Below are 24,764 nucleotides of genomic sequence, written 5' to 3'. Positions count from 1 at the left end.
TACCATTTTCATTTTTAACGGTCAATAACCTGTTTTGCGAGTGTTTCTCAACCTACGGGCGAATTTGCAATAAAAAAGCTGCAAAGCGGTAATGCTTCACAGCTTGTATCCTTTTGGCATAATACTCTACGACATATCAAGAGTTCGTATTCCTGCCTCATTAAGTCTTGACTGAAATTCATCAAACTCCTGCTGTAGTTTATTCTTTGATGTGTCATCAAAGTAGATGTATAATTCTATCAGCGGTGACGTGAAAGCGTAATAGGGGCGCTTTGCGGTTATATCCCTTTTGCACTCGGTAAAAAAGAACCAGAAAAATGTCGAGAGATCACTGAATACTATCTTTTTGCTGTCGATAGTTTTAATGCACGAATACTCTTTCTCAAACGGCGTCCAGTATTTAAAACCGAATCCGTCCTCCGGCTCGCCTATCTCATAGCCGAGCTTTTGTGTCAGCTTTGCTTTTAATTCGCTGTACCACTTATCCCAAATATCGTCGGGCATTTCTCCGCATATCTGTATACCGCCCGGCTCGACAGAGGCACACAGGTCGATGCCCTCACCTTTCCATGCAGGGCAGCCGGCATCATCGCACCAGTAGTCCATTGAACGGTATACCTCGCCTATCATATCCCAGATCTCCTGCGGCGCTGAATAGTGGATATTCAAAGTCACATCATGTCTCATAATATCTCTCCCCTGTCAATCCTCATCTTCCCATATGCAGTAGTAATCTTCATCGTCACCCCAGGGGTCTTCGCCCTCAGACGGGCCGACGTAAAGCACCTTATCGCCCCGTATGACGATGTTGCACTGATGCTCAGGCTCCCACGGGCATTCGCACTCGATGCAGTAGCCTATCTCATCGCCCTTCGGGGCATATATATACATGGTCGGCTTGTAAAGAAATTCTATAAGGGCAACACCGCTGGGCCATTGTACGTCAGACACGCAGTCAAATTTTTCGTCAGATTGGCTAAATTTACCGCAGGAATACTAACGTATTTCAAGGTAAATTTGGGTAATATGACGGAAAATTTGCAAGTGGATGGCGTGCAAAGGTATCCGCCGGTGGCCCGGCGGTGTTGCCAAGTAAGCTGCGTACAAAGCCTTCAGGCGGTCTTTGTGCGGTGTTGCCTTAATTCTTTGCTACTCAGTCATAACAGTCGTGCGGTAATGGCTGTCACGGTATCTTTTCGGGCTCGTGTCATAGTATTTCCGAAACGTCCTCGCAAAATGGCTGTATGATGCAAAATGCAGTATATCCGATATCTCCGAAAGGGTGAAATCCGAGTATTTGAGCATATTCTCAGCCGCCTCCATGCGCTTTAGGATAACATACTCAGTAAGCGTCACACCCGTTTCACGCCTGAACAGCACCGAGAGATATGATTCATTAAGCCCCACCATCTGTGCAAGCTCTCTGACAACTATCGCCTCGTGCAGATGTCTTTGAATGTAGTCGATGCACAGGACTATCTGCTTTGAGTAAACACTTGCCTTCTTCGCAGCGGCAGCCTGCTTTGTGAAATATTCGGTCATCTCCAGATGCAAATCATAAAGCTCCTCAACGCTTTTTGCCTTGTCGCAGTGCTGTATAAAAAGGTCGCTGGCGTTATATGCCTTTTCGGCGTCCATTCCGCCCTCTATCGCAAACCTCGTGCAGAGGGTGACGTGGCAGATGTTTAGATACAGCATATTTTTAATCGGGTCGTCTGACAGATGCCCCACCTCGCCCGACCTCATATTACGCCCGGCTTCTTCGACCGAGCGCATATCGCCGTTTTTTAGCAGTTCAAACTTGCGCATATCATCATCGTATCTGTGATGATGAAAGCTGTTTTCACGGTTGAGGTATTCAAGATATGCCACCTGCTTGTCCATAGTCTCTTTCATAGTGTCACCCCCATATACAGAATATCATAATTCTACGATTTAGTCAAGATTAATGACGAAAATATAATTTAGATGCTGTACATTTCCTTTCACCTGTGATAGAATCTAATTGAAGGAAGTTGATATGAATGAAAAACTCGGTAAACATGACAGAGGGCAGTATCCTCAGAAATCTTATCTGCTTTGCGGTGCCTGTGCTGATAGGCAATATCTTTCAGCAGCTCTACAACGTTGCAGACACGGCGATAATCGGCAACATATTAGGCGACAGCGCACTTGCGGCAGTCGGCGCTTCGGCACCTGTTTACGGCCTGCTGATAGGCTTTGCAGGCGGCCTGACAAACGGCTTTGCTGTTGTTATCGCAAGATACTTTGGCGCAAGGAACGAGCGTGAACTGAAAAAAGCCGTCGCTCTGACATACATACTCTCGGCGGTCATCGCTTTTGTGCTGACAGCATCAAGTCTTGCGATCCTTCACCCTTTGATGAAGTCTTTAAAGACCCCTGATGAGATAATAGCCAACACTGAAAGCTATATGCGGATAATCATTCTATTCTCAGCCGTGACGATAGCATACAATATGCTTGCCGGAATGATGAGAGCGATAGGCAATAGCCGTGCTCCGCTCTATTTTCTCATAGTCTCGACATTTGTGAACATCGGGCTTGATTTCCTGCTTGTCAAGGGCTTTGGCATGGGTGTTGCAGGAGCAGCGATAGCGACCGTTATCTCGCAGGGTGTTTCTGTGATGCTGTGCTTTATCTACGCTCTTAAAAAGTGCGATATCCTCGTTTTCAGAAAGAGCGAGCTTGGTTATGACAGAAAGCTGCTTTCAGACCTGACGAGCACAGGGCTTTCAATGGGGCTGATGTATGCTATAGTTTCTATCGGCTCTGTTATCTTGCAGGGTGCAGTCAACAGCTTCGGCACGAGCACGATAACCGCACACACAGCCGCACGCAAGATAGACGACATTTTCATGCTGACACTCGGAACGATAGCTCTTTCATCATCTACCTTCGCAAGCCAGAATTACGGTGCAGGAAAGACAGACAGAGTAAAGCGTGGGATAAAGTGCAGCATCATAATAGCTGAGATATGGAGTGCATTCTCTGTCATAGTATGCGTATTTCTGCGCAGGCCGCTGATACAGGCACTCACAGGCACAAGTGACGACGCCGTTATCTCGACCGCATCAAAATACATCATATGGAACATCTCATTTTTCTTTGTGCTTAGCATTCTTCTTGTTTTAAGGAGCAGCTTACAGGGTGTCGGCAGAAAGCTCGTTCCGGTAAGCGGCAGCATCGTGGAATTCCTGCTGAAGATCCTCGCCGTAGCCGTTCTCGCACCCAGGCTCGGATACTTCGGTGTATGCATCTGCGAGCCGGTGATATGGAGCGTCTGCGCTGTGATAGTTTTGGTGGATTACAACGCATTTATCCGCAGGACAGACAAGCTCACCATTGACAGGAAGACCGAGACACTAAGCCATTTTGACCTGTCAAGCTACGTTGAGGACGAGACACCTGTCTTCAAGGCCGAGGCGGTCATTCCTCTCGGGCAGGAATAAAAACACACTGACACCAAAAAGTCCCCGCAGCCGAAGCTGTGAGGACTTTTTTACTGAGGAAGAAAGGTTTAGTGACCCTTGTGCTTCTCCCTGCGTTTTTGCTGTCTGAGTTCAAACCGGCGCTGCTTTTCCGTTTCACGCTGCTCTTTGGTGATCTGGCGGCGCTCTGTCTTGTTTTGCTCCTGCATAAGCTTGAGCGCTTGCTGAGACTTGGTGCCGATGCCGGTGTTGCCAAGCTCTTTTCTTGCGTTGCGCTGACGCCGCTTCGGGTTTTCGGCAGTCCGCTTCTGTTTTGCTTCGACAGCAGGACTGAACTTCAACTCATAGTAATGCTTCAGAACGAATTCCCAGACCTCGCTGTCCTTCGGCTCTGCACCGAAGGTGATCTTTGCGGCCGAGAGTCTGCCGTTTTCAGTCAGCTCGAACACTCCCACCCAGAAAGGGTCATCGAAAAACACCGTCAGCATACCCTTCGTCTTGTCCATATCTTTCCCTCCTAAGAAATGTTATGGACAAAGAACGGACGACCCGGAGGGGAGGGTTACTTACCCTGTAATACAGGACGGCCGGGCTACCTACCGGCTCTGGCATACCCGAAAGTACACGTTGCGTTTTTATCTTTGTCATTTACAGCACGATCTGTGCTGATATTATTATAGCATATCTGAGCCGTTCGGTCAAGAAAACATGGGTCTGAAGCTCAGGTATAGACCCGTCTGTTATCTGTTTTTTAAGGCAACACCGTACAAAGCCTTCAGGCGGTCTTTGTGCGGTGTTGCCTTAATACCTATTCTCGTAAAAATAATCCTCTGCGTCCTCGTAATCATAGAAATCCTCATAGTTGTCAAAGTAAAAATCATCAGGATCATCATAATCATAGACATCATATGGATCGGCACTCTTTTTTGTGGTGGTTTTGGTGGTCTTCTTTGTTGTCCGCTTTTTGTATGTTGTTGTTTTTGCGGTGGTATAGCGTGTGGTAGTGGTTGTCCTTGGTGTGTAGCTGTTGACACTATGCGCAGAGTAATGGCTATGAAGGGCGCAATAATCACTGTTGCCTGAAGGCTCGTTGTCACAGCCGGGGTGAGCGCATTTTGGCGTGAATATATCCACAAGTGTAACTATGATATACAAAATAAGCATTCCTGCAATTATTCTGAGCCAAACCGACCCGGAGCCATTCCTGCGAGTATGACCGCCTGTCTGCTCCGAGGACAGCTTATACTGCATATATCCGTCAGATGAATTCTTGCTGCCGTCATTCATAAAAACACCCCCTGCCTGTATCCTTATCTGCATTATACCATAGTTTCATGATTTGTCAATGCATTTTTTTGGACAGCTAGGTTTTAAATAAAGGCAACACCGCACGAAGATTGTGCGCAAATTGCGCAGTCAGCTTTTTCGTCAGATTGCACAGATTTTCCGAAGGAATACTACCGTATTTCAAGGAAAAAATGTGTAATATGACGGAAAAGCTGCAAGTAAGATGCGTACAAAGCCGTCAGGCGGTCTTTGTGCGGTGTTGCCTAAAACAAACCCGGCAAACCGGGCTGCCGTATGCCTCGCCATGTCTGTAAACACAGCAAAAGGCCTGCAAGACAGATAATCACCTGTCAGTCAACGATCTTTATGACAGAGCCCGGTCTTGGTTCTTCGATGATGTTGGCGTGTTCATCGTGCTCTTTAGAATCGCTTATCTCGATAAAGCATAGCTTCTCCCTATCGTAATCCCAGTGGGGTGTGACATACCAGTAATTCATCAGTGCGACATACTCCTGCACTCTCTTTTCCCACTCCTTAGCAGGAAAGCCGTATTTCAGGTTGCGCAGGAAACTCTCAAAGCCGGGAAGTCTTGAATCCTCTATCGCATTGTAGTCATAAGTCTTATGCTCGATATACAGCCAGCGGCCGTTTTCGGCGTGGTCTCTGTACCAGCGCCAGGTCTTTGTATTGTCAGCTTTCCCAACAGAATGGCAGATACTTTCAAGCTGCCACCACCTTAAGTCTTCCTCGTCTTTCGCATCATAATGGACAGTATCAGGGTCCCCTCGTTCTCCATATGACATCACCTTAAGCCCGTCAAGATACAAGCCGGAAAACACATCCAGGTCTTCATCACGAACATCTTCCGGAAGATGCTCTCTTATCCATTTTTCATCAAGCCGCATCAGATCCACCTCCACATATCACGGTCATGTTCTTCTCCCCTATTATACCACGCTTTGTGAGGCTTTTCAACCGGCGTTACAAATTGACTTTATACCCTGCCTGTGATATAATATAAGATAATAAGATATGAAACACCACCGGAAACAGAAAGGAAGAAACTTATGAGCAGATTAAAAGAGCTTCGCAAGATAGTTAACGCAGAGCTTGACAAAATGGAAGATGCCGACAAGCGCACAAGTGCAATTGCGCACCTGTACGGCGTATCACTTGCGGCTACGATGATAGCAAAAAAGCGTGGGCTTGATACAGAGCTTGCATCTATGGCGGCGATGCTTCACGACCTGCACGCATACAAGACGGGCTCGTATGACGACCACGCACACAAGGGCGCAGAGCTTGCAAGGGAGATACTTACAGAGCTCGGTCTTACAACTGATGCGGAAACTGATATGATATGCTCTGCAATTTATCACCATGATGACAAGCTCGTGACCGACAGCCCTATGGACGAGGTGCTGAAAGATGCCGACGTTATACATCACTGCATGAACGATCTGTCAAAGTCTATCAAGGAAAAAGAGCAGGCACGCTTTGACAAGCTATGCGCCGAGTTTGGGTTAGAGAGCAAGGAATAAGGAGAGAATATGAAAGCATTTATAGTTTACTGCCACCCGTCAGAGGATTCATTTACAAGGCATATCCGTGATGAGTTTATCGGGGGGATCCTCGATTCCGGGAACGAATATGAGATATCAGATCTGTACAAAATGGGCTTTAAGACAGACATGACAGAGGAAGAATACCTAAGAGATGCCTATTACAAAAACACGCCCGACATAGCGAAAGACGTTCTCGCAGAGCATCAGAAGATAAACTCATCAGATGCGATAGTTTTCATCTACCCTGTGTTCTGGTCTGATGCGCCTGCAAAGCTGGTGGGCTGGTTTGACAGGGTGTGGAGCTACGGCTTTGCATACGGCGACAGGACGATGAAAACTCTTGGGCAACACCGCACAACCAACGGCGGATACCTTTGCACGCCATCCACTTGCAAATTTTCCGTCATATTACCCAAATTTACCTTGAAATACGTTAGTATTCCTGCGGCAAATTTAGCCAATCTGACGAAAAATTTGACTGCGTGTCTGACGTACAATGGTTGTGCGGTGTTGCCCTTGAAAAAGGTCTGGTCATCTGCTCTGCCGGAAATTCAAAAGAAGGGCTTGAGCAGTCAGGGTTACTTGACAGCATGAAAAGAGTCATGCTCGGCGACAGGCTGTCTGACCGTGTAAAGCGATCGGAGTTTGTGGTGTTTGACAACACCTCACGGGAAAACGAGCTGAGAGACATCAACTGGGAAAGCAATCTAAAAGCAGCGTATGAGTTGGGGAAAGGGCTGTTCAGCATATAAAAGCACAGAGGAAAATACATCAGATACCATATTGGTTCTGTGTGGCTCTGCGAAACGATCTCTGTAAATACAAAAATTGTGATAAAACGATGCATGGGAGCGGCTTGAAAAAAAGCCGCTCCGATTTTTTAAGGCAATACCGCACGAAGATTGTGCGCAGATCACGCAGTCAGATTTTTCGTCAGATCACCCAGATCCGCCGCAGGAATACTACCGTATTTCAAGGTGGATTTGGGCGATATGACGGAAAAGCTGCAAGTAAGATGCGTACAAAGCCGTCAGGCGGTCTTTGTGCGGTGTTGCCTTAAAGTATACAACGAATACTGTAATTTGTCAAGATCCTTTGAATATCAGCCTGCTGAAATGGAGCGCAGCAGAATGGAATCAGGCTGATATCCGGCGGCTCAGCCGAGCCTGTCGGGGTACATGGTCTCCAGCTCGCCCAGGACTTTGTCCCCCATTTTCGCAGCGGCATAGTCCATTTCTTAGCGATCTCATGCGTTGCCAGATACAGAGCCTTCTCTGGAGGGCAAGGCGAAGAAAAAATACGGAGAGAACTGCCGTTACGAACTCGACCAGTATCATGAGTGCCGTAAAAAGCTGAAAGAACTGTTTCCCGACGGTATCATTCCCAAAATAAAAGACTTGCAGGACGAGCTGAAGAAAGCCCTGAAGAAAGAAGCGGACAGGCTTTCAAGGCTTGCACAGAAGAAGCGTGACAGTCAAAAGACCATAAATCGCTACTTACAGAACGAACAGGCTGTCAAGAGAAAGAAAGGTCAGCTTGAATAAAAATAATGGCAGGGAGAGTGGTTCTTCTTGCCTTGCCGAGCTTATTCTATGCAACTTTTCTTTCCTGCAAAAGTGTTTTCAATAAAATGTGCATACTGAGGGTATTGTTTATAGTGTTCTAAAAACGGAGCAATTATCTCATTTCGCCATTTATACATTGATGAGATGATCGGTTGAGCATCATAGGTGTATGGATCATCATATACATTTCTTTTTTCAAATATATCCAAAACAGTAATAATTTCTTGTTCTGTCGGGATAACATCATCATAAGCCATTGCATACACAGCGCCCATAAATACCGATCTTTTCCCTATTTCAAGGAGGGATAAAATTAAGGTCATATCATTCAGAGTTTCTCTGTTTAGTCTGATATACGATAATGATGCTTTCATCGTTACTGTATCCATATCACCGAGCCGACCTCTGCTTGACAATGCCCGTCAGCGGAACGGAGAAGTCCCACAGCACCCTCCACCCCTGCGGGGCGGAAAACTTAACCGCCTGAAAAAGAAAGCCCTCAGAAACGCTTGCAGGGCGTTTCCGAGAGCTTGCGGTTAGTGTTCAGTTTCAATAGGGTATGTGTAGAATATGGTATGCTCCAAAATGCTGATTTGGACTTGTGTGGGACAGTTTATAGGTGCGCCAATAGACTACGGTCATTTGATAAAGCATTGCTATTTTCTAAAAGAATCAGACATTTCAGAAAATCAAACATATCATATCGGTTTATCCGCTTGTTTGAGCACCGAGTCCTGCTTGCATATTGTTCTGAGAATGCTCTATGTAGACATTGTTTTCCTCATTTTTCATGCTCCGACAACACCTTTGCCAAAGTGACGAGCAGCTTGTCCACGTCGATCGGCTTTGCAATATGCGCCTGCATTCCGGCTTCCTTCGCTTTTTCCTCGTCCTCTTTGAAAGCATTTGCCGTGATTGCAAGAATGGGAATATTGGCGTGCACTGGATTTTCAAGCGATCGGATGCTTCTTGCGGCGGTAAGTCCGTCCATCACAGGCATCTGAATGTCCATGAGTACGGCATCATAATAACCGTCTGGCGAAGCCTTCACCATATCAAGCCCGATTTGTCCGTTTTCGGCAGTTTCCACTGTAAAGCCTGCTTGTTTCAGTATCATCTTGGCGATCTCCATGTTGACCGGGTTGTCCTCAACTATCAACAGGCGCTTTGTCGAAAAGTCCACCTTTTTTTCCTGTTTCTCCTGTGGATCGTTCTGGGGCAGCTCGCTTTCGTCGGCAAGACGGAATTTCAGCAAAAGCACGATCTCTGTGCCATTACCGGGAGCAGTATACACATCAATTGTACCGCCCATGAGGTCGATTATGCTCTTTGAGATTGGCAAGCCAAGACCTGTTCCCTCAACACCGCTGGCTGTAGAAGTGCGTTCACGTTCAAATGGAGTGAACATTTTATCTGCAAATTCCTTTGACATACCGATACCGTTGTCGCGGACTCGTATCTCGTAAGCGCCGTAGCCGTCCTCGCTGCCTGTTTCCGAAACCGAAGCAGAAACGCTGCCTCCCTCCGGCGTGAATTTATGTGCGTTACTGAGGAGACTTACGATCACGCGGGTAAGGTTCTTTTCATCGCACCATACGAAGCGATCTTTTATCTGCGAGAAATGCACCGCAAACTCCTGTCCCTTTTGCTTCATCTGTTCGTAAAAAAGCTCGTCTATCCCTGCAAAAATGCGTGTCAGGTCAGTCGGCGCATATTCAAGCTCTATGTTACCGCTTTCGATACGGCTCATTTCGAGAATATCGTTGATCAGCGTCAAAAGCTGGTGATTGGAGCGTTCGATCTTGACAAGGTAATCGTGCAGCTCATCAGAAGCGGGCAGTTTCATAGCAAGCTCGGTATAGCCGACGATCGCGTTCATCGGTGTGCGTATGTCGTGGGACATATTAAAGAGAAACTGACTCCTTGCAAGGTCGCTCTCCATTGCCCTTATCTTCTCACGCTCGGAAGCCTCGTGCTTTTTGCGGACAAGATTCTGCACATGGAGCATGACCACAAGTCCGATGAAAATAACGGTCAATAGAACGATACCTCCATATACGAGCGCAGAGCGCACCTCATCTATGCTCTCCTTTGCGGCTATCAGTTTTGCGAGCCACATAAAAGCCGAGTACACGATCAGCGCGAACAGCACCACGCCCGAAGCGGACATACCGCTGTATTCGGTCAGACTGCCCTTCGTAACGGTGCGCCAGTAGAACACGAAGCCCACCAGACACCAGAAGGACAGCAGCAGAAATGCCTGCCCGCCCATAGCTTCCATAGCAGTAAGTCTCGGTACGAGCTGAACGATAACGAACAGCACAGAGATCGCCGTGCCGACTGCGCCTGTCATTTCAATGTGCCTGTTGTTCTCGGTTTTTGCCAGCTTAAAGGCTGCCGCAGAGGTATAGCCGAAGCCGACGATAGCACCGAAGGAGGTCAGGTCAACGAACCAGTTGAGCGTATTCCTGCCGAACAGTGCCAGCGAAACGGAAATCAGCATAATAAACATAATGCTGTTGCTTATCTTGGAAAAGCGCTCGGAAAGTATCTTGTCTTCCGCCATTGTAGTGAGGATACGGATAGAAGCGCGGTAGCCGCCGATAATGCCCGTCAGCACAGCGGCAAGTGCCGTGATCCCAATAATGACAAGTCCCGCCTGTCCAATTATCGCCTTTGCGGCATAGAATGTGGGAACTGCTTCCACGCCCGAAAGCTCATCAAGTGCCGCAATATATTCGCCCCAGTTTGCGTAGCCGTCGGGGACAACAGTAACACCGACGATAGCCATCGCAATATATGCAAGACCGCCGACGATGATAGCGGTAAAGATTATCCACTTTGTCTTTTTTACCCTGAACCTGAATACAGAGGTGTCGAAGGTAACGACTTCAAATCCAACAAACGCCCACGGTGCAAGGAAAGCGATACTGAATATCCCATAGGCGGTATTGTCATTCTGCGAGCCGAAGGTTCTTAAAACATCCATGGACATATGGGGAATGCAGAAAGCCGTGACAACGATGATCCCGCCTATCAGAACAAGCGCCAGCAGTGTGTTGATCCTGTGCAGTATCTTCCTTGCGAAGATAAACAGCAGACCCACTCCCGCAAGTGCCGCCACGGAGAGCAGTATCTCTCCGATATAGATCGTATTTCCCAAAACGTGATAATGAACCCCCCTCTGCGTCAGATCGCCGGACAGCGTCCGCATCACGATGAACAGCGCCGTGCCGTTCAGGAACACAATCGTCAGGTATGAAAGGCAGAGGAACCATGAGCTTAAAAAAGCGTGGTCACGCCCGAATGCTTTCTTTGTATAGGAATAGACACCGCCTGCCCTCGTGCTTCGATTCATGAAAAAGGCAAGGTTGCAGCCGATCACAAGCATGATACATATCCCGATCACCATAGCGATGACCGTCCCCGCCGGACCTGCTACAGGGAGAAAGGTCGTTCCGGGCATAACGAATGTTCCCCAGCCGACCATACAGCCGAACGCCATTGCCCATACATCCAGCACGGAGAGATAGCGGGGAGGCTGCGATGTGTTTTGTTGAGTTTCCATATCTGCGCCTCCGTTATTTGCGCTGGTCAGCTTCCCAGATCAGCTCCTCCAATGTCTGATACAGGCGCTCCGGATCAACAGGCTTGGAAAGATGTGCGTTCATACCGACTTGCAAGGAACGCTGTACGTCCTCATCAAAGGCGTTGGCGGTCATCGCGATAATCGGAATGTTTTTTGCATCGGGTCTGTCCAGCGCACGGATCGTCTCCGTGGCTTCAAGCCCGTCCATTTCGGGCATACGCACGTCCATAAGTACCGCATCGTAATAGCCCTTTTCACTTTTTGCGAATATATTCACTGCGATTCGTCCGTTTTCTGCATGGTCGATCTTTGCTTCTTTGATCTCAAGCAGCTTTTTCATGATTTCGGCATTGATGAAAACATCTTCGGCAAGCAGGATGCGCCTGCCCGCGAGCTCGGCACGCTGCTTTTTGCGGAACATCGCCATATTGTTCTTTCGGGTGATACGCTCGAATTCTCCGATCACATTTGAAGCGAACAGCGGCTTCGCAAGGAAGCTGTCCACGCCGATATGCAGAGCCTCGTCCATGATCTCGTCCCAGTTGAACGAGGTGAGAATGATGATCGTTGTTTCGCTGCTGTACAGCTTGCGTATCTCCTTTGCACACTCTATGCCGTCCATGTTGGGCATTTTCCAGTCGAGCAAAACAAGATTGTACGGCTGCTGCTTGAGATGCTGTATCTCCAGCATATGCAGCGCTTCCGTTCCGCTCAGGCAGGTATCTGCCATGATGCCCGCTTCATCCAGTACGATACGGGCGTGCTCCGCGGCAACCTCCTCATCATCAACAACAAGGACACGCATATCCTTTATATCAATGAAGAAGTCCTCGGAGTTGTTATGCTCACTGTTTTTCAGCGTAACGGCCACGGTAAATTCCGTACCCACGCCCTTTTCGGAGGTCACGGAGATCGTGCCGTTCATTATATCAACGATGCTCTTTGTGATCGCCATACCTAACCCGGTGCTGCCGTATTTGTTGTTGCGGCTGGAATCCTCCTGCGTAAAGGTGTCAAACACCTTGGGAATGAATGATGCGTCCATACCTATACCTGTGTCCTTGATAACGAAGCGCAGCGTAGACTGATCCTCAAAGACCGCCGTTCGTTCCACTGTCAGATATACTTCACCCGGAGGATCTGTGAACTTGATCGCATTGGAAAGGATATTGATAAGCACCTGCTTGAGCTTCATATCGTCGCCGATATAGAAATCCGAAACGCCGCCGATCACCCTGCACTCGTATTTCAGTCCCTTTTCACTGCACTGCGTCATGACCATTGTATTGATCTGTTCGAGCATGGAACGGAAGGAGAACTCCTCCTTGCGCAGCACCATTCTGCCGGATTCGATGCGGCTCATGTCGAGGATATCGTTGATGAGCCCCAGCAGATGCCGTGCGCTGCCGCCGATCTTTTCTAAATACTCCCTTGTTTCGGGGTCAAGACTCTCGTTTCTCAGCGCAAGGCTGTCAAGTCCTATTATTGCGTTCATGGGTGTGCGTATCTCGTGGCTCATATTGGAGAGGAATACCGTTTTCGCCTTGTTCGCTTCCTCGGCGGCGGCAAGGGCTTCGCTCAAAGCCTGATTCTTTGCCATTGCCTCACGGACTTCGCTGTCGATATTGGTAAGCCCCAGTCCGATCGCATGGACGATATGATCATCTCTGTCGGCTGCGTGCCGCACGCCCGCCATACGGATCATCTCATAGTAATCCTCGCCGTCTCTGTGAACAAGATAGCGGTATGCGATGATGACCTTTTCCGACAGTGCCTTGCGGACATTGTCCGGCTCGATGAAGCGCAGAAAGCCTTCGCGGTAGCTCTCGTCCACCGCATCTTTAGCATATTGTTTGAAGCAATCGAAATAACGGAACGGCTCGCCCTCACGGGGCTGCTCCTTGTCTGTCGGGTCGGCACGGTAGCAGACGGCGATATCTTTGTCCAGATCGACATGAAATACGCTCCGGTAATCGGAAGCAAGCGCAGTGATCATTTTATCACGCTGATCGCGCTGTGCCTGTTCCGCAATGATCTTATCGGTAATATCCGAAATAAAGACGTAATAAATACCGCCGTAGGCTTCGGTGTCGGTATAATGTCCGTAATCGTCCACCCAGCGGACAGCGCCGTCCTTCCGGATAATGCGGTATTCAACATAATCAAAATTCTCATCGCTTGAAGAAATCTGTTCATTGATAGATTGTGCGGTCTTTTCATAATCGTTGGGGTGAAGCATTCCCTTGAATGTAAAGCCGGTCAGTGCCTTGAATTCATCAAGGCTCCCGCAGCCGAAGATTCTCAGGACTGCTGCATTGGCATAGAGCAGCTCCTCGTTCCCGCTGCTTTTGTAGATGAAGAAGCCGCCGGGCATATGCCGTCCGATCTCCTGCACGATATGCATGGTCTGTTCATTCAGTTCAAAATGCCTGCCGAACACACGGCATCAATCCTCCTTTCGAGTCATAAACTGCAAAGCGCCTCAAACTGCGCCTTTGCCTCTGCCAAAAGTGCGGAATAATCCGTATCCGTCCTGCTGCGCAGCAATTCTGTAATTTCGCTGACAGGCTTTGTCAGCGGGGTGAGTGACAGATTTGCGTACATACCTTTCAGTGCGTGAGCAGTTTCAAACGCTGCATCAAGTTTTTTTTCACTGATTTGCCGCTCAAGCAGAGGAAGTCTGTTATCTTCAAGCACCTTTCCAACAAGGGTGATATAGAAATCCTCCATATTCATGCAGCGTGCAAGCCCCTCGTCAACGTCCGCGCCGTAGTCCTTAAGTTTATCAATTGTAAGCATAGTCATTCTCCTTTATCTCTTTTTCGATAAGCGCACCGAATTCCTCGGGCGGCAGGGGCTTTGAGAAATAATAGCCCTGAATGATGTCGCAGCCGAGATTTTTCAGCATCTCCATCTGCTCCTTGGTCTCAACGCCCTCTGCGATGACGGGAACTTGAAGAAGTCTTGCAATGTCGATCATGATGCCGACAAGCCGTGCTTTTTTCTGATTTTCGCATATCCCCCTGATAAACTTCATATCCAGTTTAAGGGCATCTATCGGCAGAGAGGTCAGCATATTCAGTGAGGAATAACCGCTGCCGAAATCGTCCATCTCTATCCTGAATCCGCGCCTGCGAAGTTTTTTCACTGTTTCGATGATCTGTTCGGAATCGTCGGTATAGGCGGATTCCGTGATCTCTAAAAGGAGCCTTGAATTATCAAGCCCGTTCAGCTCTGTTATATTTTCAAGAATGCTTACAAGGTGCGAATTGAAAACATCAACTCTTGACACATTGACAGACACGGGAATATTGATCCCGTATTTATCCTTCCACTGTCTTATCTGCTCCGCCGCTTCATTCCAGACAAAGCGGTCAATCTTTTGTATCAGTCCGTTCTCCTCAAAAAGCGAGATGAACTGTCCGGGGCTGACCATTCCGAATTCGGGGTGAAACCACCTTATGAGGGCTTCTGCGCTCGAAAGCCGCGGCTTATCGCCCGTTATCGAATACTTCGGCTGATAATAGACCTTAAACTGCTTTTCAGACAGTGCCTTGTCCATATCGTTTATGAGTCGCTCGGCGTAAAGCTCTTTGCTGTGCTGTTCATCGTTATAGAATTCAAAGCAGGATACATAGCTGTTTCTGAGCTTGCGGCAGGCAAGCCAAGCACAGTCGAAGCGGTGCTCCATACCATTTTCGCTGCCGTCGTCGGAATATACACCGAACCGCAGGCTTATATTGCTGTCGTTTATACGCTCGTCTATCATTTTGATGTACAGCGGCAGCTTGTCCCGAATATCATCGCTGTGAGGAAGGTAAATGCAAAACTGATCGTTGTCGCGGCGGCAGGCAAGTCCGCCTGTCCTGCTGACAAGCTCATGGAGACTTTCACCAATCGTTTTCAGTACCGAGTTACCGTAGCCTCTGCCGTAAAGCTCATTCACCACATGGAAACGGTTTATATCCACTATGATTGCGTCCATCGGCATATTATTATTCAGCTCGTCAAGCCTTTTGCCGTATTGAAAGAAAAACTCCTTATGGAAAAGTCCCGTCAGCTCGTCTCGCTCTGTTTCATGGATAATAACGCTGTCCTCCGCAAGTTCTATGGAATGACCGACTCTCGCACAGATGACCTCGGGCATATCAAAGGGTTTAGCAATGAAATCTGCGGCTCCGATCTTCAGACTTTCGACCTCTGCGCCCTTTTCCGAGGTCAGCACTATCACAGGGATACGTCTGAGCTCATTGTCGGCACGGAGCAGCTTCAAAAGACTGTACCCATCCATTTCAGGCATGTGCAGATCAAGTATCACGAGCGAGAGCTTCAGCTTGTCCCTTCTTATGATGTCGAGAGCCACCGCACCGTTTTCGGCATAGCATACCTCGTACATATCTTTGAGCATAGTACCAAGTATCTCTCTTGCGATGTAATCGTCGTCAACGATAAGTATGCTTCTGCGAAGTCCTTTCTTGCGTTCCAACAGTTCCTGCATATGAGCTCACTCCTTAAACATTATTCCAATAAAGTACAAACTGCATTCATGTTCGTTCGGCAACACATCTGCAATGTTATCAGAGTATATAACTACTCATAATAATAATACCACAAAAGTCAAAAAAAGTCAATAAATTAAGAAAAATTACTAAACATACAACCCACCCCATTACTTTTGTTAATGTTTTGGGAGAAATAAGGCGGCTCCGAAGAACCGCCTTATTTCATTTCTTTTCATCAACGATCTCGTTCTGAACGGCAAAAATATGCAGACAGGAAAGCCGCTGTCGAGGGAAACAGCGATACATCATCTGACCTTTATTTCGGACGTTTTCAGCTACGCTGTGCGAATGGACATCGTGTCCGACAACCCTTGCAGAAAGGTCTATGTTCCGAAAGGCGGCAAGAAAGAAAAGGAGATCTATTCAATCGAGGAGATCGAGCAGCTTTTCAAGCTCTTGGAGAACGCACCGCTAAAGTACCGCACGTTTTTCACGCTGGCGGTCTATACGGGCTTTCGTCGGGGCGAGTTAATGGGCTTGGAGTGGAAGGACATTGATTTTGAAAGCGGTATTGTAAGCGTCAGACGCACATCAAATTACACCGTAAAGACGGGCATTTACACCGACACCACCAAGACAAAAAGCTCACAGCGTTCAATGAAGCTGCCACAGCTTGTACTTGATATTCTGAAAGAGCACAAAGCGGAGCAGGACAGCGAGCGCATAAAGCTCGGCACAAAGTGGTTTGAATGCGACAGGCTGTTCGTCACGGCTGACGGACACCCGATGCACAACAATACGACCTACAACTGGCTGCGGAAGTTCTGCAAGAAAAATGATTTTCCGTTCCGGGATATTCACTCCTTGCGTCATATCAACCATATGAAAACATCTTTATAAAATCACAAGTATAAAACAACATATTCCCCTGCAAAGCAGCAGCCCCGATACTCTTTCGAGTACCGAGGCTGTTTTTATGATATCTTCTCAATAACCCCCTTATCCATCTCATGCACCGTTTCGCACAGCACAGAAATATCCTCAGCCGAGTGCGAGCAGATCAGTATCGTTTTGCCCTGCTCTTTGTATGATAGAAGATACTCCCGCATCTCCGCAACACCCTCTTTGTCGAGGCCGTTGAAAGGCTCGTCAAGAATAAGTATCTTCGGGTTTTCCATTATCGCCTGTGCCAGTCCAAGGCGCTGACGCATACCTAAAGAATACTTGCGGACGTGGCGCCGCAGATCGGGATCGAGACCGACCTGCTTCATCGAAGCCCGCACCTGTTCTTTGCCGATGCGGTTGTTGAGGCCTGCCAGCAGCTTCAGATTCTTGTACCCGGAATAGTATGGGATAAACCCCGGCGTTTCAATGATTATCCCCATGTCCTTCGGAAAGTCAACGTCCTTTCCGACACGCTTGCCGTCCACGATGACCTCGCCGTGAGTCGGCTTGACAAATCCGCAGATGCACTTCATAAGCATAGTCTTGCCGCTGCCGTTTCTGCCGATAAGACCGTGTATCTTGCCTTCTTCAAAGCTGACGTTGATGCGCTTTAGTATCTCGGTCTTTCCAAGTGTCAGGTCAAGATCTTTTACTGTTATTATGTCCATATTCATTCCACCAGTTCTATATTGTAAAATTGCAGCCGCCTGACTGCTGTTATGTTTACTGCAAGTCCGATGGCTATCGCTGCACAGAAATAAGCGTAGGAGCACCACACCGGAAAGACCCGTCTGCTGAGTATCTCGTCATAGTGAAGCCATACGATAGTGTTAGCCATTGGAAAAGCCCACATTGAGGGGCTTTTCAGCGAACAGGTCATGACTCCTGCCGCAACTATAAAAACAGCCGCAAACAGCCCGAAGGACTGAATATGTATCAGCTTGAAGAAATAGATGATAAGCGACAGCATGAACAGATACATCGTCATAAGCGCAAGTGTCTGCAAAACTGCGAGAGGAAGCGGAATTTGATTGTATAGATTTGAAGGCAGAAGCTGAGAGGTAAAGCTGCCGGCTTCATTCGGGAAACGTGCTTCATACTTGGTGACAGTATCGCTCCACTCTGTTCCGATAGTTCCTCCCGAAACGAGAATGCTGCCGAGGACTACAACCATTAGAAAGGTGATAATTGCTGCCATCAGGAACAAAAGCTGACCGATGAACCAATTGGTCTTGCCTGTGCGCTTAACGAAAAACAGAGAACTGCCTGTCATTTTCGGGTAGTCGCTGATGAGGATAAGGAACACGCAGGGCATCAGCATAACAAGCATTCCAGAGTTTCCCACAGCTGCAAAGGGCTCTAATATATTCAGTCTGCCGCCGAACTTAGCCGCACGTTCAAGCAGCGGCTCAACTGCAAGGGTACGCATAAAAGTAAGCAGCACTCCCACGATAATGACTCGTGGATCGGTCACCCAGCGGAGGTATTCCGTCCTCGCCACTGAAATGATACATCTTGCTCTATTCACCGCTGTCCGACCTCCTTGACTGTATGATAATGAAAACTGCAAGAGCTGCCAGCACAAGCCCTCCGATGTATAACAGAACAGCGGCTTTAAGCTCTCCCATTTGCGGCAGATAAGCAAGACTGTCAGGGTTGACGATGCCGGCAAGCTTCATCATACCTTTATCTGTATGCTCGTAGTCCGCCACTGCCTGTGACTGCATTTTTATGCAGGTCTGCCCCACCGCATATTTCAGGAAGAACGGAATACACAGCACAAGATATTTGTTTCTGATAACTGCCGTCAGAGTAATTGCCGGTACCGCCGAGACTGCACCGTATAGAAATACCACCCCAAGGGTTTTCAGCATCGGCAGTACGAGACTGTTTTTTATCTCCGGAAATGTGCAGCTGAGGCTTTCAAGCAGCATCTCACGCTTCATAGGATCGTATTCCCCGATACCTGGAAACAGCAGGAACGCAAGTACCGAGAACACAGCAAATCCTATTGTAACAGCCAGCCCGCCGCAGACAAGAGCAGTCAGAAAACGGGAAAGGTGGAAGCTCCTTTTGCCAGCTCTGAATATCTCAAACCGCACCGACTTCGCCTCGTACTCGTCGCAGACCAGCGGGATAAATGCAAAGGCTGCAATTATCGGGATAAACAGCGAAAGCCAACCGCTGACAGAGCGCTGGATCACATTGAATGAACAGAATGAAGTATCAGTCAGCATAAACTCTCTGTCAAATGTCCGTAAGGAAGAAAACACAGAGTAGCGGTCATTTTTTATCACATCGGTGTAAATGTTTGCTGAGAAACAGAGTATCACCGTGAAGCCTGCGCATACCCAAAAGCCGTAGCCCGTTACGGTCTTTCGGAGGTTGATAATGGTGGTCTTAATAAAGATCATTGTTCTGCCTCTCCTTGTTCGCTGAGGTAATATAGATATGAAAACTCACCAGCGACCGCAAGCGCATTTATCTTTTTATTCATTTGAAACTCCCTTCTTCACCCAGTAGCTGAACTCTTGTCCGTCTGCTGAAACGTAGCAGAGATAGGTGTTCAAGTCATTCGGGTTAAATAATGTCAGCTTCCATACAGGCAGCACTCTTGCAGGATAGCCGTTAATGTCCAAGAAGCCCTGCTCATTCTTTATGGGCTGCTGACAATAGCAAAGCTCTGCACGCTGCACCTCGAAGGTGACTTCATCTGTAAGCTCCGAGCTTATCCGCTTTACAGCGTCCTCAAATGGGCTGATGCGGTCGTAGCTTGCAGCGTCCTCGATTATTATGCTTGGTATGCAGCTTTGGAGCATTTCTATCTCGTCACTGCGGAGCATATAGCCGAAGCTTGGGATAATGGTATCATATTTTCTTTCACCGTAGAAGCTGCCTTCTCCATAGAAAAACTCTGTAAGAATACCGCCGATGTCCTTGGAGCAGCGCATCGAAAAACCATAGGAACCGTTGTCTTCAAAGACCTCGACTGCTGCGACCCTCAATGCGCAGTTCGGCTTTTTGGGGTATGGTGCAGAGCTTATACTGTCCTCAAAAAAGCGAACTGCCTCGGCAACTGACACTTCCTTATCCGCAAGCTTGAACCGTTTTTCGCTGTCAGGAGGAAGCAGCTCAATAGCCTTTTCACGCCCACGCTCAAAGCTGCGGCGGTCAAGTGTGCCTACGCCTGCAAGCTCCGGGTCAGGGCCAAAATTGAATTCAAGGCAGCCGCTTTTATCGTCTTTGCCTTTTCCCTCGTCATATTCCAAGTATATTGAGCCGCCCTCGCTGCTGTCAAGTGCTTTGCTGCTGTCCTTGACCTTACGCAGGAATTCGGTCTGCTGACCCTCATCATCCCATCTTTCACGGGAATCCTTGCCAACATAATAAAGGCAGTCCTCGTCGGGCTTTTTGTCCGGAAACCAGTAGGCAAACATCTCATCAAATGCTATTTTTAACCCGCTGTAATCCTGCGGCCAGTCGGGTATCATGGGAGTGCGTGTCGTAAATTCAAGTACCGCTGCACGCTCCGGAATGTTTATTATCATACTGTCCGCAGCGGTCAGATTTTTCTGTTCGTTTATCAAAGCTGTGATGTTTTCACGGTCAAGGGTGCAGATAGGAGTTTCAATCTCCACCTCTCTCTTTTTCACCATATCCAAGAGGTTGATCATATTAACCGACATCTCATTCGCATCGGTGATGACGGACGGCATCTGCTCATCGGCATTAAACTCGCTGTGCAAGTCACGCAGTATCTGATTGAAACGCTCGGTTATGCGATACCGCAGGAACTCGTCCTCATCGACCTTAGTCTCGTTTATATACTTCATCGCATCGTCATAGCCTTCGGGCTGGCCTGCTGCCGTATAATTCTCCACACCTCGCTGCACCACCGCAGTGAGGTTATTTATTGTGTTGATCGACTTTGCGGCAAGCTGACGGACATAAATATCAATAGCGTTTATCAAACTAACAAACTCGGTGTGCTCGATCAGCTTGCTCACAAGCTCGTTATCCTGATGCTTGACAAGCAGCACCTCAATAGCCTTGTCGGTCAGACCAAGCTGTTTAAGTTCAATATTCTTCGTTATACGGCTCTCGGTAAAGCCCAGCAGAAAATCCGTCGGCACGTCGAAAAACTTAGCAAGCTCAACGATACGGCTGTACCCGACATCACGTCCGTTGTCATTCTCCAGACCGTTGATGACCGCCTCTGATATGCCCGTTGCCTGTGCAAGCTGCTTTGTGGTCATGTGACGCTCCACACGCAGATCTTTGATCTTTTCGCCCATAGTAGTTTTCATAGTATCCCTCCTGTCGGTATGGTGTAACTCTTCTGTTTACATTATACCACACTTTACGGAAATATCGGTGACATTTTTCGGACAGTTGTGACATTGCGCTTAACTATACTAAAAATCGTACAGCTGATGCCAAAGCAGCATTTTATTGATATTGCAAAGCAGTCATTATCATCATTTCATATATGAAATTTTGTTGCTCCAAAAAGAAATTTTTTCGGATTATGGAACATACGGCACAGACATATTTTTCATGCTATTATTATTAACAGAGGGCAGCATTATCGTCATTAGCCCTCAATAGAAAAACAAAGGAGAGATGAAACATGGCAAACAAAATCATTAGAGATGAACTCAAAACGAGGGGTGTCCGACACTGGGAGCTTGCTCACGAGCTCGGTGTTTCCGAGCAGACACTTGTGCGTTGGCTGCGTTTTGAGCTTAGCGAGGACCGTCAGCTTGAGATGCTGATGAAAATTGAGGAGATCGCAAAACGTAAGGAGAGATCATTTGAAACTGAACGAAAAGAATGAGCTTATTTTGCAGGTGGCAGAGCTGCTGCGGCAGATGATACCGGTCGAAGATGTTGCACCTGCAAAGGTCGAGAACAAGCCTTTAATGCCAGAACTGTTGACAATCAAGGAGTGTGCAGCACTTATCCCCGGACTTTCGGAGCATACAGTCAGGCAGCTTGTGAAACGTGGCGAGGTCGCATATATGCGCAGCGGTGCAGGCGAGCGTGGGAAGATACTTGTGTATAAGTCGAGCCTGCTCAAATATCCGGGTGAAATAGGCTGACAAAGAATTGATAGCCCTATTGAGCAAGCAGAGATAATTCGTGTAAATGTGATTATTATAAAAGTATATTTCACATTATACTAGCAAGTATAGAAAGAGCCGTATTCCTTGACTCTTTCCTCCAAATCGGAGCGTCACCCTCTCCGATTTTGCTGTTAAGGGAACCCTTACCCTAAACAAATAGCCCCTCATTCGAGGAGCGTCTAAGAATAATTACTAATTGAAAGGAGAACTAAAATGGCAAGAAAATACAAACAAGTCCACCGCAAGGAGATTGATTTTTCGCTTGAAGATTGGGCAAAGGTCGAACGCAGGGCAGCGGCCTGCGGAATGAAAACAGGCACATATCTAAGGCATATCGCTCTGACGGGCAGCGTCAAGACATTTGATCTGAAAGGAATAGCTCCGCTGATAAACGGTATGCGGACAATTTCCAATAATATAAATCAGATTGCCCGCAAGGCTAACGAAACGAACAGCATTTATGCGGAGGATATGCAAAAGATAAAAGCATCTCAGGACGAGCTAAGTTATATCCTCACTAAATTCATTTGCAATTGCGAATGGAATGATGTGTAGGATATTATTGTATTAAAAAGAAACAGAACAAAAGGATTCAGGCCCGACATCTTTGTAATAAAAAGTTTTCAATTCGCTTTATTGCTTTACAACGTGAAATGGTGTATAATGATAATTACAGAGATGTCAAGGGTACTGATCAATGTTTGTCCTGACGGACAACCATGGGAGGGATCAGACATGGCAAACATAAGAAAAAGAGGAAATACATATCAGATCAGGGTATCGTGCGGGTACAAGCTGAACGGTGAGCAAGTCGTGCAGACTATGAGTTGGAAACCGCCGGAAGGCATGACACCCAAGCAGGCAGAAAAGGAAGTACAGAAACAGGCAATCTTATTTGAGGAAAAGTGTCTTAGAGGGCAAGTCACAGCAAATGTTAAGTTTGAGGAATTTGCGGAACAATGGTTTGAGGAATATGCAAGGTTGAACTTGCGGAAGTCGTCATTTGAAAGAATGCGGCAAGTCACTCAACGAGTTTATCCTGCGTTCGGACATCTGCGACTCGACAGAATAACGGGTCGGCAGATACAGCAATTCATCAACGAACTTGTGCTCAACGGCAAAAATATGCAGACAGGCAAGCCGCTATCACGCAAGACCGCTGTGCATCATTTGAGCTTTATCTCGGACGTATTTAGCTATGCGGTAAGAATGGACATCGTGTCCGACAATCCTTGCAGGAAGGTCTATGTTCCGAAAGGCGGCAAGAAAGAAAAGGAGATCTATTCGATCGAGGAGATCGAACAGCTTTTTACACTTTTAGAGGACGCACCGCTAAAGTACCGCACGTTCTTCACGCTGGCGGTCTATACGGGCTTTCGCCGGGGCGAGTTAATGGGCTTGGAGTGGAAGGACATTGATTTTGAAAGCGGTGTTGTAAGCGTGCGGAGGACATCAAACTATACCGTAAAGACGGGCATTTATACCGACACAACCAAGACAAAAAGCTCACAGAGGTCTATGAAGCTGCCGCAGCTTGTGCTTGATATTCTGAAGGAGCACAAGACGGAGCAGGACAACGAAAGGCAAAAGCTCGGCACAAAGTGGTTTGAATGCGACAGGCTGTTCGTTACCGCTGACGGTCACCCGATGCACAACAATACGACCTACAACTGGCTGCGGAAGTTCTGCAAGAAAAATGATTTTCCGTTCCGGGATATTCACTCCCTGCGTCATTTTTATGCTTCTGCTCTCATCAACGAGGGCATAGATGTTGCGACGGTATCGAGTGCTTTAGGCCACTCTGCCATAAGTACAACTATCCCCGTTCCAAATAGTAACACTATACCAGTAGCAGTACATACCGATAAAAGTACTAAAACAGTCATATACAAAAGCACCGCTTTCAGAGATCAACTTGGAAGGCGGTGCTATTTGTTATTAATGCCGATATCCTTGATCCGGTTCATAACGATTTTGTGCTATGTTAGTAAACATTGTTTACGCATCTTGACAAGCCACCTGAATTGTGATATTCTATATATGTGAACGGTGTTCATTAACGATGAAGGGGGTATGCTTATGCCGAGAGATAAAACCGAAGCGCACGAAAAAATCATATCCGCCGCAGTCAGAGAATTTATGGAATACGGCTTTGAGAGCGCATCTATGCGTAGGATCGCATCTGGGGTCGGGCTGACGGTCGGCGCACTGTACCGCCATTTTCCGAACAAAGAAAAAATGTTTGCAGCACTTGTAGAACCGACGATCGACGAGTTAATGGCTAATTATCAGGCGTTTGTTGAACAGGGCTACGAGGTCATGAAATGCGGGGATGTGCAGCAGCTCTGGAATGAGAGCGAAAGCGAGACCAAGTGGCTGATGTGCTTCATCTATGATCACTTTGAAGCATTCAAGCTGCTGATCTGCCGTTCGCAGGGAACCAGATTTGAGAGCTTTGTTCACGATATGGCGCTGCTGGAGGAACGCTCGACGCTTGACTATTTTGAGCGCATGAAGCAGTATAACATGACCGTCAACGAGCTCTCACAGCAGGAATTTCATATGCTGGTGACGGCGAATGTCTCGGCACTGTTCGAGGCAGTAATCCACGATTTCAGCCGCGAGGAAGCGATGCACTATGCGGAAACGCTGGATGCGTTCTTTTCGGCAGGCTGGAAAAAGATACTCGGCATTTAATGCCGTTTATCTTTTGGGATAGGGTTAGCGATTGCTAAT

Annotated in this window: 26 protein-coding genes; 11 read left to right on the top strand and 15 right to left on the bottom strand. The window is 47.6% G+C overall.

Annotated elements, in window-relative coordinates; translation table 11 throughout:
• Positions 1-126: 126 nt before the first annotated feature.
• The 3 genes from CD05_RS16895 to CD05_RS0100860 form a co-directional block, all read right to left on the bottom strand.
• The gene (locus CD05_RS16895; RefSeq protein WP_037322717.1) at positions 127-687 is read right to left on the bottom strand and encodes a hypothetical protein; all 561 of its coding nucleotides are present in this window, start codon (positions 685-687) and stop codon (positions 127-129) included.
• A gap of 15 nt (positions 688-702) precedes the next feature.
• Positions 703-891 (bottom strand): hypothetical protein, encoded by a 189-nt coding sequence (locus tag CD05_RS16890; RefSeq protein ID WP_028508898.1) that lies wholly within the window; start codon positions 889-891, stop codon positions 703-705.
• Between the two features lie 258 nt (positions 892-1,149).
• On the bottom strand, positions 1,150-1,896 hold the full coding sequence (locus CD05_RS0100860) for an AraC family transcriptional regulator (protein ID WP_028508897.1): 747 nt from the start codon (positions 1,894-1,896) through the stop codon (positions 1,150-1,152).
• A 128-nt stretch (positions 1,897-2,024) separates the two neighbouring features.
• Here CD05_RS0100860 and CD05_RS16885 point away from each other — a divergent pair, with 128 nt between their 5' ends.
• Positions 2,025-3,470 (top strand): MATE family efflux transporter, encoded by a 1,446-nt coding sequence (locus CD05_RS16885; protein ID WP_051588741.1) that lies wholly within the window; start codon positions 2,025-2,027, stop codon positions 3,468-3,470.
• 68 nt (positions 3,471-3,538) lie between these two features.
• Here the strand turns inward: CD05_RS16885 and CD05_RS0100850 are convergent, their stop codons facing one another.
• The 3 genes from CD05_RS0100850 to CD05_RS0100840 form a co-directional block, all read right to left on the bottom strand.
• Positions 3,539-3,955, bottom strand: coding sequence for a YjdF family protein (locus tag CD05_RS0100850; RefSeq protein WP_028508896.1), 417 nt, complete (start codon positions 3,953-3,955; stop codon positions 3,539-3,541).
• Positions 3,956-4,250: 295 nt separating this feature from the next.
• Entirely contained in the window at positions 4,251-4,736 is a 486-nt protein-coding gene (locus CD05_RS0100845) for a hypothetical protein (RefSeq protein WP_028508895.1), read from the bottom strand.
• Between the two features lie 350 nt (positions 4,737-5,086).
• Positions 5,087-5,641 (bottom strand): hypothetical protein, encoded by a 555-nt coding sequence (locus CD05_RS0100840; protein WP_028508894.1) that lies wholly within the window; start codon positions 5,639-5,641, stop codon positions 5,087-5,089.
• Between the two features lie 162 nt (positions 5,642-5,803).
• Here CD05_RS0100840 and CD05_RS0100835 point away from each other — a divergent pair, with 162 nt between their 5' ends.
• The 4 genes from CD05_RS0100835 (at position 5,804) to CD05_RS0100820 (ending at position 7,845) form a co-directional block, all read left to right on the top strand.
• Entirely contained in the window at positions 5,804-6,277 is a 474-nt protein-coding gene (locus tag CD05_RS0100835; protein WP_028508893.1) for an HD domain-containing protein, read from the top strand.
• 9 nt (positions 6,278-6,286) lie between these two features.
• A complete protein-coding gene (locus CD05_RS19315; RefSeq protein ID WP_028508892.1) occupies positions 6,287-6,895 on the top strand; it encodes an NAD(P)H-dependent oxidoreductase in 609 nt (202 codons plus the stop codon).
• A complete protein-coding gene (locus tag CD05_RS20475) occupies positions 6,892-7,053 on the top strand; it encodes a hypothetical protein (RefSeq protein ID WP_156947241.1) in 162 nt (53 codons plus the stop codon). Before CD05_RS19315 ends, CD05_RS20475 begins: the two co-directional genes overlap by 4 nt.
• Before the next feature lie 501 nt (positions 7,054-7,554).
• On the top strand, positions 7,555-7,845 hold the full coding sequence (locus CD05_RS0100820) for a hypothetical protein (RefSeq protein ID WP_028508891.1): 291 nt from the start codon (positions 7,555-7,557) through the stop codon (positions 7,843-7,845).
• 41 nt (positions 7,846-7,886) lie between these two features.
• Here CD05_RS0100820 and CD05_RS0100815 read toward each other — a convergent pair whose 3' ends face one another.
• The 5 genes from CD05_RS0100815 to CD05_RS0100785 form a co-directional block, all read right to left on the bottom strand.
• Positions 7,887-8,255, bottom strand: coding sequence for a hypothetical protein (locus CD05_RS0100815; protein WP_028508890.1), 369 nt, complete (start codon positions 8,253-8,255; stop codon positions 7,887-7,889).
• Between the two features lie 392 nt (positions 8,256-8,647).
• A complete protein-coding gene (locus tag CD05_RS19310; RefSeq protein ID WP_051588740.1) occupies positions 8,648-11,434 on the bottom strand; it encodes an amino acid permease in 2,787 nt (928 codons plus the stop codon).
• Between the two features lie 13 nt (positions 11,435-11,447).
• Positions 11,448-13,895, bottom strand: coding sequence for a PAS domain-containing hybrid sensor histidine kinase/response regulator (locus CD05_RS16860; protein ID WP_051588739.1), 2,448 nt, complete (start codon positions 13,893-13,895; stop codon positions 11,448-11,450).
• 23 nt (positions 13,896-13,918) lie between these two features.
• On the bottom strand, positions 13,919-14,254 hold the full coding sequence (locus CD05_RS0100790; RefSeq protein WP_037322714.1) for an Hpt domain-containing protein: 336 nt from the start codon (positions 14,252-14,254) through the stop codon (positions 13,919-13,921).
• The gene (locus tag CD05_RS0100785; protein ID WP_028508888.1) at positions 14,241-15,953 is read right to left on the bottom strand and encodes an EAL domain-containing response regulator; all 1,713 of its coding nucleotides are present in this window, start codon (positions 15,951-15,953) and stop codon (positions 14,241-14,243) included. The genes CD05_RS0100790 and CD05_RS0100785 overlap by 14 nt, the downstream gene beginning before the upstream one ends.
• A gap of 268 nt (positions 15,954-16,221) precedes the next feature.
• On the opposite strand from CD05_RS0100785, the gene CD05_RS16855 reads away from it, so the two are divergent.
• On the top strand, positions 16,222-16,857 hold the full coding sequence (locus CD05_RS16855) for a site-specific integrase (RefSeq protein ID WP_084262060.1): 636 nt from the start codon (positions 16,222-16,224) through the stop codon (positions 16,855-16,857).
• 74 nt (positions 16,858-16,931) lie between these two features.
• Here CD05_RS16855 and CD05_RS0100775 read toward each other — a convergent pair whose 3' ends face one another.
• From CD05_RS0100775 to CD05_RS19305, 4 genes are all read right to left on the bottom strand, one after another.
• Positions 16,932-17,570 (bottom strand): ATP-binding cassette domain-containing protein, encoded by a 639-nt coding sequence (locus CD05_RS0100775; RefSeq protein WP_028508887.1) that lies wholly within the window; start codon positions 17,568-17,570, stop codon positions 16,932-16,934.
• Between the two features lie 2 nt (positions 17,571-17,572).
• Positions 17,573-18,430 carry a hypothetical protein gene (locus CD05_RS0100770; protein WP_028508886.1) on the bottom strand — a complete coding sequence of 286 codons (858 nt, stop codon included), beginning with the start codon at positions 18,428-18,430 and terminating at the stop codon, positions 17,573-17,575.
• A complete protein-coding gene (locus CD05_RS0100765) occupies positions 18,423-19,316 on the bottom strand; it encodes a hypothetical protein (protein ID WP_028508885.1) in 894 nt (297 codons plus the stop codon). The genes CD05_RS0100770 and CD05_RS0100765 overlap by 8 nt, the downstream gene beginning before the upstream one ends.
• 75 nt (positions 19,317-19,391) lie before the next feature.
• Complete coding sequence (locus CD05_RS19305) at positions 19,392-21,209, bottom strand: helix-turn-helix transcriptional regulator (protein ID WP_028508884.1); 1,818 nt, start codon at positions 21,207-21,209, stop codon at positions 19,392-19,394.
• Between the two features lie 323 nt (positions 21,210-21,532).
• On the opposite strand from CD05_RS19305, the gene CD05_RS0100750 reads away from it, so the two are divergent.
• The 5 genes from CD05_RS0100750 (at position 21,533) to CD05_RS0100730 (ending at position 24,725) form a co-directional block, all read left to right on the top strand.
• Positions 21,533-21,739, top strand: a complete 207-nt coding sequence (locus CD05_RS0100750) for a hypothetical protein (protein WP_028508841.1) — start codon at positions 21,533-21,535, stop codon at positions 21,737-21,739.
• On the top strand, positions 21,717-22,004 hold the full coding sequence (locus CD05_RS16845) for a helix-turn-helix domain-containing protein (RefSeq protein ID WP_037322704.1): 288 nt from the start codon (positions 21,717-21,719) through the stop codon (positions 22,002-22,004). The genes CD05_RS0100750 and CD05_RS16845 overlap by 23 nt, the downstream gene beginning before the upstream one ends.
• Before the next feature lie 237 nt (positions 22,005-22,241).
• Positions 22,242-22,583 carry a MobC family plasmid mobilization relaxosome protein gene (locus CD05_RS0100740; RefSeq protein WP_028508883.1) on the top strand — a complete coding sequence of 114 codons (342 nt, stop codon included), beginning with the start codon at positions 22,242-22,244 and terminating at the stop codon, positions 22,581-22,583.
• A gap of 180 nt (positions 22,584-22,763) precedes the next feature.
• A complete protein-coding gene (locus CD05_RS16840) occupies positions 22,764-24,074 on the top strand; it encodes a site-specific integrase (protein WP_084262059.1) in 1,311 nt (436 codons plus the stop codon).
• Positions 24,075-24,107: 33 nt separating this feature from the next.
• Entirely contained in the window at positions 24,108-24,725 is a 618-nt protein-coding gene (locus tag CD05_RS0100730; protein ID WP_028508882.1) for a TetR/AcrR family transcriptional regulator, read from the top strand.
• Positions 24,726-24,764: the final 39 nt, after the last annotated feature.

This window comes from Ruminococcus sp. NK3A76 (assembly GCF_000686125.1).
Taxonomy (GTDB): domain Bacteria; phylum Bacillota; class Clostridia; order Oscillospirales; family Ruminococcaceae; genus NK3A76.
This window is presented reverse-complemented; position numbering and strand designations above follow the sequence as displayed.